This is a genomic window from Streptomyces sp. NRRL S-495 (genome assembly GCF_000966955.1).
Classification (GTDB): domain Bacteria; phylum Actinomycetota; class Actinomycetes; order Streptomycetales; family Streptomycetaceae; genus Kitasatospora; species Kitasatospora purpeofusca.
Map to the genome: position 1 here is coordinate 1 of NZ_JZWY01001070.1, position 5,961 is coordinate 5,961.

General features: G+C 75.2%; 11 protein-coding genes and 1 pseudogene. 6 read left to right on the forward strand and 6 right to left on the reverse strand.

Annotated features, from left to right (window positions below):
- Together VR45_RS38955 and VR45_RS38960 are read left to right on the forward strand one after the other, a co-directional pair.
- Nucleotides 1-836 (forward strand): SigB/SigF/SigG family RNA polymerase sigma factor (locus tag VR45_RS38955; RefSeq protein ID WP_078897453.1); only part of this gene is annotated, 836 nt, incomplete at its 5' end.
- Nucleotides 837-998: 162 nt separating this feature from the next.
- Nucleotides 999-1,379: an STAS domain-containing protein gene (locus tag VR45_RS38960; protein ID WP_045944694.1), complete on the forward strand. Its 381-nt coding sequence runs from the start codon at nt 999-1,001 to the stop codon at nt 1,377-1,379.
- A gap of 67 nt (nt 1,380-1,446) precedes the next feature.
- Here VR45_RS38960 and VR45_RS38965 read toward each other — a convergent pair whose 3' ends face one another.
- Nucleotides 1,447-1,671 carry a hypothetical protein gene (locus tag VR45_RS38965; RefSeq protein WP_045944695.1) on the reverse strand — a complete coding sequence of 75 codons (225 nt, stop codon included), beginning with the start codon at nt 1,669-1,671 and terminating at the stop codon, nt 1,447-1,449.
- Between the two features lie 273 nt (nt 1,672-1,944).
- Between VR45_RS38965 and VR45_RS38970 the strand changes: the two genes are divergently transcribed.
- Nucleotides 1,945-2,385 (forward strand): hypothetical protein, encoded by a 441-nt coding sequence (locus VR45_RS38970; protein WP_052709716.1) that lies wholly within the window; start codon nt 1,945-1,947, stop codon nt 2,383-2,385.
- 162 nt (nt 2,386-2,547) lie between these two features.
- Complete coding sequence (locus VR45_RS38975; RefSeq protein ID WP_045944696.1) at nt 2,548-3,348, forward strand: VOC family protein; 801 nt, start codon at nt 2,548-2,550, stop codon at nt 3,346-3,348.
- Nucleotides 3,349-3,471: 123 nt separating this feature from the next.
- Here the strand turns inward: VR45_RS38975 and VR45_RS38980 are convergent, their stop codons facing one another.
- From VR45_RS38980 to VR45_RS50920, 3 genes are all read right to left on the reverse strand, one after another.
- A complete protein-coding gene (locus tag VR45_RS38980; RefSeq protein ID WP_045944697.1) occupies nt 3,472-3,657 on the reverse strand; it encodes a CsbD family protein in 186 nt (61 codons plus the stop codon).
- Between the two features lie 76 nt (nt 3,658-3,733).
- The gene (locus tag VR45_RS49680) at nt 3,734-3,970 is read right to left on the reverse strand and encodes a hypothetical protein (RefSeq protein ID WP_234326612.1); all 237 of its coding nucleotides are present in this window, start codon (nt 3,968-3,970) and stop codon (nt 3,734-3,736) included.
- On the reverse strand, nt 3,916-4,146 hold the full coding sequence (locus tag VR45_RS50920) for a DUF6328 family protein (RefSeq protein WP_353612758.1): 231 nt from the start codon (nt 4,144-4,146) through the stop codon (nt 3,916-3,918). Before VR45_RS50920 ends, VR45_RS49680 begins: the two co-directional genes overlap by 55 nt.
- A gap of 256 nt (nt 4,147-4,402) precedes the next feature.
- Here VR45_RS50920 and VR45_RS43495 point away from each other — a divergent pair, with 256 nt between their 5' ends.
- Both VR45_RS43495 and VR45_RS38995 read left to right on the forward strand, forming a co-directional pair.
- Nucleotides 4,403-4,957 carry an STAS domain-containing protein gene (locus tag VR45_RS43495; protein ID WP_063772628.1) on the forward strand — a complete coding sequence of 185 codons (555 nt, stop codon included), beginning with the start codon at nt 4,403-4,405 and terminating at the stop codon, nt 4,955-4,957.
- On the forward strand, nt 4,957-5,424 hold the full coding sequence (locus tag VR45_RS38995; RefSeq protein WP_045944699.1) for an ATP-binding protein: 468 nt from the start codon (nt 4,957-4,959) through the stop codon (nt 5,422-5,424). Before VR45_RS43495 ends, VR45_RS38995 begins: the two co-directional genes overlap by 1 nt.
- Before the next feature lie 77 nt (nt 5,425-5,501).
- Here the strand turns inward: VR45_RS38995 and VR45_RS39000 are convergent, their stop codons facing one another.
- On the reverse strand, nt 5,502-5,687 hold the full coding sequence (locus VR45_RS39000) for a hypothetical protein (RefSeq protein ID WP_045944700.1): 186 nt from the start codon (nt 5,685-5,687) through the stop codon (nt 5,502-5,504).
- Between the two features lie 115 nt (nt 5,688-5,802).
- Nucleotides 5,803-5,961: pseudogene (locus VR45_RS39005) on the reverse strand (plasmid stabilization protein); the annotation flags it as partial.

Below are 5,961 nucleotides of genomic sequence, written 5' to 3' on the forward strand. Positions count from 1 at the left end.
CCATGGGCAAGACCGAGGCGCGCGAACTCAGCGACGCGCTCTTCGACCGCCTCGCCGGGCTGGCACGCGAGTCCCACGCCTACAGCTACGTGCGCGGCACCGTCATCGAACTCAACATGCCGCTGGTGCGGTTCGTCGCCGCCCGCTTCCGTCACCGCCCCGGGGAGATGGACGACATCCTCCAGATCGGCACCGTCGGCCTGATCAAGGCGGTCGACGGCTACGACCCGGGGCGTGGCGTCGAGTTCGTCACCTACGCCATCCCCACCATCGCCGGTGAGATCAAGCGGTTCTTCCGGGACACCTCCTGGCCGGTCCGGGTGCCGCGACGGATGCAGGAGTGCTACCTCGCGGTGGCGCGCGGCTCGGACCGGCTGGAGCAGGAGCTCGGTCGGCTGCCGCACCCCGAGGAGATCGCGGAGGCGCTCGACCTCAGCATGGAGGAGGTCGCCGAGGGGCTGATCGCCGTCCGGATCCACCGCTCGGACTCCCTCGACGCGCTGCGCGAGGAGGACACCGACGAGTCCGGCAGCGCACTGCTGGACCGGCTCGGATCCTGCGACCCGGGCATCGAGCTGGCCGAGTTCCGCACCGCCGTCCGCCCCCTGCTCGGGCGGCTGCCGAAGCGCGAGCAGATGGTGCTCGAACTGCGGTTCTGGGAGGACCGGACGCAGTCGGAGATCGCCGACCGGATCGGCGTCTCGCAGATGCACGTGTCCCGGCTGCTCTCCGCCACCCTGGCCCACCTCCGGGAAGAGCTGGACGACCGCGACGCGGCCGGTTGGAGCGACGACCCGCCCGACCCCGCGACCCGCCCGGACCAGGGTTCCGGCTGACTCCGCGGAGCATCCCACCCCGCCCCGACATCCGACGCCCTCCTCGTGTTTCCGGCCCCCCACAGTGGTTAGCCGCACTGTGGGGGGCCGTCGACCTGACGTCGCGCGGCGTCCGGTCACCGGACCTCCGCGCAGGTACCGCGCAGGAACAGGAGCACCGCCATGTCCCGCCGCCCGCCCCGACCCGCCGCCGGCACCACGGCCGCCCCGGACGGGCCGGTCGGCCTCACCGCAGGCGCCCGGCCGTGGGCCGGGGGCACCCTCCTCGTGCTGCGGGGGGAACTCGACCTGGACTCCGTCGCCGTGCTGAGCGAGGCTCTCGAGGGCGCGCTCGCCGCCCCCGGCACGGTCGTCCTGATCGACTGCGGTGACCTCGCGTTCTGCGACTCCACCGGCCTGTCGGAACTGCTCGACGCCGCCGTCCGCGCCCGGGAGCGCGGCAGCCGGATCGAGCTGGCCCGCCCCCGGCCGATCGTCCGGCGTGTGCTCGAACTCACCGGTGCCACCGAGGCGCTCCCCGTCCACGACGGCCTGCCACCGTGACGGGGGAGCGGGCCGCGCGGTGCCGCACACGGCCGCGCTGTCGCCGCGCCGGGGAGCGGGCCACCGCTCAGTGGTCGGCGGAGGCCATCGTCTCGCGCACCGTGACCAGGCACGGATCGCAGTAGCGGTCGGGCGCCCCGACGGGTGCCCCCAAGCCGTTCGGGACCACTCGGCGGGACAGTTCCAGCAACTGCCCGCAGAGCGCCGTCGACGCGTCGTCCTTCGACACCACGTGCCACATCAGACCCGACGGGTCCACCGCCGGGTCGGTCTCGGCCCACATCTCGTACACAACTGCCTCCCTGAGCAGGGGTTCGGGCCCTCCCCATGGAATCCCGGGCCGCGCCGGTCGGCCACCGGGTGGCACCCACTGGGACGGTTCCGCGGCGTCGAGGATTGCCGACGGGCCGTCGCGGGCACGCGCGCGTGGGCGACCGGGAGAGCCCGTCCCGGCCGTGCCGCGGGACCGCCCCGGGCCGTGGCGCGGGACCGTCGGCGCGACCGGTGACGAACCGGCGCCGGGCCGTGGGCGGTTGTCCCGCCGCCCATCGGGTAGGCGTCGGGGATGGAGCGCTACGAACCCCCGACGGACGGTGGCGCCGACGCGGGCGACGCGTCGGCGTACGACCTCTGTGACCACTGCGGCCGGGTCGTCCTGGTCGAGGACCTGCTCGGCGCGCTGGTCCCGGACTCCTCCGTCGTTCACGACTCGGACCCGCGGCTCGACGGCGAGCGGGTCGTCACCGCCTGCTCGGCCGAGCACCTCGCCGTGCTGGTCGGGGTCTACCGCGACCGCCCGTTCGTCCCGGAGGAGCAGTGGGCGGCCAAGGTCTGCCGCGTCCTCGCCGAGCACGACGACCCGGTGCCGTTGAGCGAGGTCGCCGCGCTCAGCGGCCTCTCCGAGCAGCAGGCGCAGCAGGGCGTGGACTGGCACAACGCCCGGGCGCGCGAGTGGCGGGCCGAGTACGGCGACCCGGACGCACCCGACGACGACCCGGCCGACTGATCCGCCCGCCACGGGTCCCGCCACGGGTCCCGCTGCGCGCCCGCGTCCCGGTCCCCGGGAGCGGGCGTCACTCCTGCGGCCCGATTCCGGGTGCCGGAACCCGGGTACGGAACCGCCCGTCCGTCCCCGCCGAACGCGCTCCCGGAGGCATCCGTGCCCGACATGAACGGCCCCTACAAGCCCGGCACCCCGTGCTGGATCGACCTGATGGTGCCCGACCAGCAGGCGGCCCTCGACTTCTACGGCGAGGTGTTCGGCTGGCAGGGCGAGATCGGGCCCGCCGAACAGGGCGGGTACTCGGTCTGCACCCTGAAGGGCAAGCCGGTCGCCGGGATCATGAAGGCGATGAACCCGGACGGCACCGTCCCCGACCCGATGCCGCCGACGGTGTGGACCACGTACCTGTCCACGGACTCCCTCGACGCCGCCCTCAAGACGGTCACCGACGCCGGCGGCTCGGTGGTGGCGGGGCCGATGGACGTCATGGACCTCGGGCGGATGGCCGTGATCGCGGACCCGACCGGGGCCGTCGTCGGCCTCTGGCAGCCCGGGACCTTCGACGGTGCGGGCATCGTCAACGAGCACGGCGCGCTGATCTGGAACGAGCTCGCCACCCGTGACCGCTCGGCGGCCGCCGCCTTCTACTCCGCCGTGCTGCCGGTCACCACCGGCCGCTCCGAGGCGCCGGGCGCCGAGGGGTACATCGAGTTCAAGGTCAACGGTCGCGCGGTCGGCGGGATGATGGACCTGTCCACCTTCCCGCCGGGCGTCCCGCCGCACTGGCAGCCGTACTTCAACGTGGACGACGTCGACGAGATCCAGGCGGCCGTCGTCCGCGCGGGCGGCACCGTCCTCACCCCGGCCTTCGACATGGCCGCCAACCGGCTGGCCGTCCTCGCCGACCCGCAGGGCGGAGCCTTCTCGGTGATCACCTGGCCGACGCCGGAGGACCCGGCGGGCTGACCCGCGCACGGTCGTGCGGCCCCGGTGCCAGACCTGGCACCGGGGCCGCACGACGTGGTGGGACCGGTCATCGGTCCGGCGGCCCGGCCGGCGCCGGGCGCTTCGCTCCGTCGTCCGCGGGGGTCAGTGCTTGCCCATGTCCTTGCCCGCGTCCTTGACCTTCTCGGCGGCCTGCTTGAGGTCGCTCTTCATCTGGGTGCCGCGCCCCTCGGCTTCCATCGTCCGGTCGCCCGTCGCCTTTCCGGTGACCTCCTTGGCCTTGCCACGGGCCTTCTCGGCCATATTGCGGATCTTGTCGTCGGTGGCCATGGGTTCTGCCTCCCTTCGCTGGGCGGGCGGGTTGCCCACCCGAGCGGCGTCTGCCCGCTCCGACCCGGTCCATGCGTCAGCCGGACGGAGGCCGCTGGCGGTCGGCAGGACTTCGGTCCCCGCCGTCGCCGTTGCCGCGGTCCCCGTCGCGGTCCCGCGCGCCGCCCCCGTCGCCCTCGCGTGCACCGCCCTCGCGGTCGCTGCGGCGGCGCAGGTGGAGCGCGGGAACGAGCAGCCAGGTGGCCGCGAACCAGGCCATCACCGCGCCCGCGATCCAGGCGGCTGCGGCGCCGCCGACGGCCACCCGCAGCAACAGCAGGAGCGCGGCCGCGAAGGTGAGTGCCCGAACAGGATCTGCGAGCCGGTCTGCGCGACCCGGACCTCCTGGAGCAGGTCGCTCCACCGGCGGTCGGCGCGTTCGTCCGCCGACTCCCGCCGTCCCGTGCGGACGGAGGCGGTGTCGCCCCGCCCGGTCGTCCCCGATGGCATCCGGCCCACCTCCGTCCCGGGCGGTGGCCTCCGTCGGGTGCGTCGACGTCGGTCGCGCTCCTCCGGGGTTCATTCCGCGTGTAGCCGCACCGGGCCCGGGCAAACGCCGGGCATGGACGCGACGACCCGGCCACCGCCGGGGCCGCCCTGCCCGGCGGTCGACCGGCCGGTGCCCGCCGTCCGCGCGGTCCGACCCGCCGCGCGGCATCATGGTCCGGACGGCACGAGGCCGTTCCGACCGGACCGGGAGCCAGCCATGCATCTGTCCGCCGGGGGCGCCGGGGACACGGGGGACGAGCGGGACACGGGCGCGCCGGGCGAGCACCGCCCGGGGGAACTGCGCATCGAGGTGCGGCGCACCGGGACGGTGCGGATCGTGTCCGTCGGGGGAGAGCTCGACCACGACTCGGCGGACGGGCTGCGCACGGCCCTGTCCGGGCTGCCGGAGGACGGCCTGGCCCGGATCCTGGTGGACCTCGCCGAACTCAGCTTCTGCGACTCGACCGGCGTGAACATCCTGCTGCGGGCCCGGCAGGACGCGGAACTGGCCGGCGTCCGGTTGGAGATCGCCGCGCCGCGCCCCTCCGTCGTCCGGCTGTTCGCGGTCACCGGGGCGGACGCCGTCCTGCGGATCCACCCCAGCGTCGGCCTCGCGCTGGCCGAGGACGGCGGCCGGGCCGGGGCCGACGGTCCGAGCGACCCAGGCAGTACGAGCGACCCAGGCAGTACGAGCGGCCCAGGCAGTCCGAGCGGCCCCGGCGGTCCCGACGACCCGGGACCCACGGCACCGGCTGGACCTGGGGGACCGTGATGAACCACCCGGGAACCGCTGCCGCACCGGATCGGGACCGGACCCGGCGACTGTCGCTGAGCAGCAGCGAGGGCGCCGTGCAGCAGTGCCGGGACTTCAGCCGTCAGGCGCTGCTCGACTGGCACTGGCTGGCGGTCGACGGCGACGGCCGGCCCGACGACGAGCAGGTGGCCGTCTTCGAGGACGTCCTGCTGATGGTCTCCGAGCTGGTCACCAACGCCTGTCTGCACGCCCCCGGCGGGCCGCGCGAGCTGCGGCTGCGCTGGGACACCGTCCGACTGCGGGTCGAGGTCAGCGACACCAGCCCGGTCCCGCCGGAGCTGCGCCCGTTCGCCGACCCGGGGCAGCCGGGCGGCCACGGCCTGCGCGTGGTGGACCGGCTCGCCCGCGCCTGGGGCTCGCGGCCCGAGGTCGGTGGAAAGGCGGTCTGGCTGGAGGTGTCGTCCCCCCTGGCGCACGGCCTCTGAACCGCGGGAGCACCGTCTCCGAAACGAGGTGCCCGAACCGCCGGGAGCGGTTCGGGCACCGTGCTTTCGGGGCCGCCTCAGCCGCCGATCGGCCGGGGCTCCGTCGGCGGACCCGGCTCGGGCACGGCGGGCGGGCCCGGGTCGGGGTCGGGCGGCGGGAAGGGCGGTACGGGCGGCGGCGCCGGGTCCGGCAGCGGCCGGGGTGCGGGGTCGGGGTGCGGGAACGGTTCGGTGTCCGGATGGACGGGTGGCGGGACGGTCATGACGGCCGCGCCTCCTTTCCGGGGGCGTACGGGGCTTTCCGGGGTCGTACCCGGGCCGCCGCGGTGCGGGCGGACCCGGCCGGACGGGGGAACCCACCTGGACGGCCCGGCGGCATCAGCGGCCGAGCGCCCGGGCCAGCTCGCTCTTGTTCATCTTCGAGCGGCCCTCGACGTTGCGCTGCCTGGCCTCGTTGTACAGCTGGTCGTAGGTGGGTCCGCCCGCGCCCCGGTGCGAGCGCTGCCCGCCCCTGCGGCCGGAGGAGATGTCGTGGAT

What these genes read in the sequence shown, in the direction of transcription:
- VR45_RS38960 (WP_045944694.1), top strand. Translation starts at nt 999, where the DNA reads ATGTCCCGCCGCCCGCCCCGACCCGCCGCCGGCACCACGGCCGCCCCG.
- VR45_RS38970 (WP_052709716.1), top strand. Translation starts at nt 1,945, where the DNA reads ATGGAGCGCTACGAACCCCCGACGGACGGTGGCGCCGACGCGGGCGAC.
- VR45_RS39000 (WP_045944700.1), bottom strand. Translation starts at nt 5,687, where the DNA reads ATGACCGTCCCGCCACCCGTCCATCCGGACACCGAACCGTTCCCGCAC.
- VR45_RS38995 (WP_045944699.1), top strand. Translation starts at nt 4,957, where the DNA reads ATGAACCACCCGGGAACCGCTGCCGCACCGGATCGGGACCGGACCCGG.
- VR45_RS38980 (WP_045944697.1), bottom strand. Translation starts at nt 3,657, where the DNA reads ATGGCCACCGACGACAAGATCCGCAATATGGCCGAGAAGGCCCGTGGC.
- VR45_RS43495 (WP_063772628.1), top strand. Translation starts at nt 4,403, where the DNA reads ATGCATCTGTCCGCCGGGGGCGCCGGGGACACGGGGGACGAGCGGGAC.
- VR45_RS50920 (WP_353612758.1), bottom strand. Translation starts at nt 4,146, where the DNA reads ATGCCATCGGGGACGACCGGGCGGGGCGACACCGCCTCCGTCCGCACG.
- VR45_RS38975 (WP_045944696.1), top strand. Translation starts at nt 2,548, where the DNA reads ATGAACGGCCCCTACAAGCCCGGCACCCCGTGCTGGATCGACCTGATG.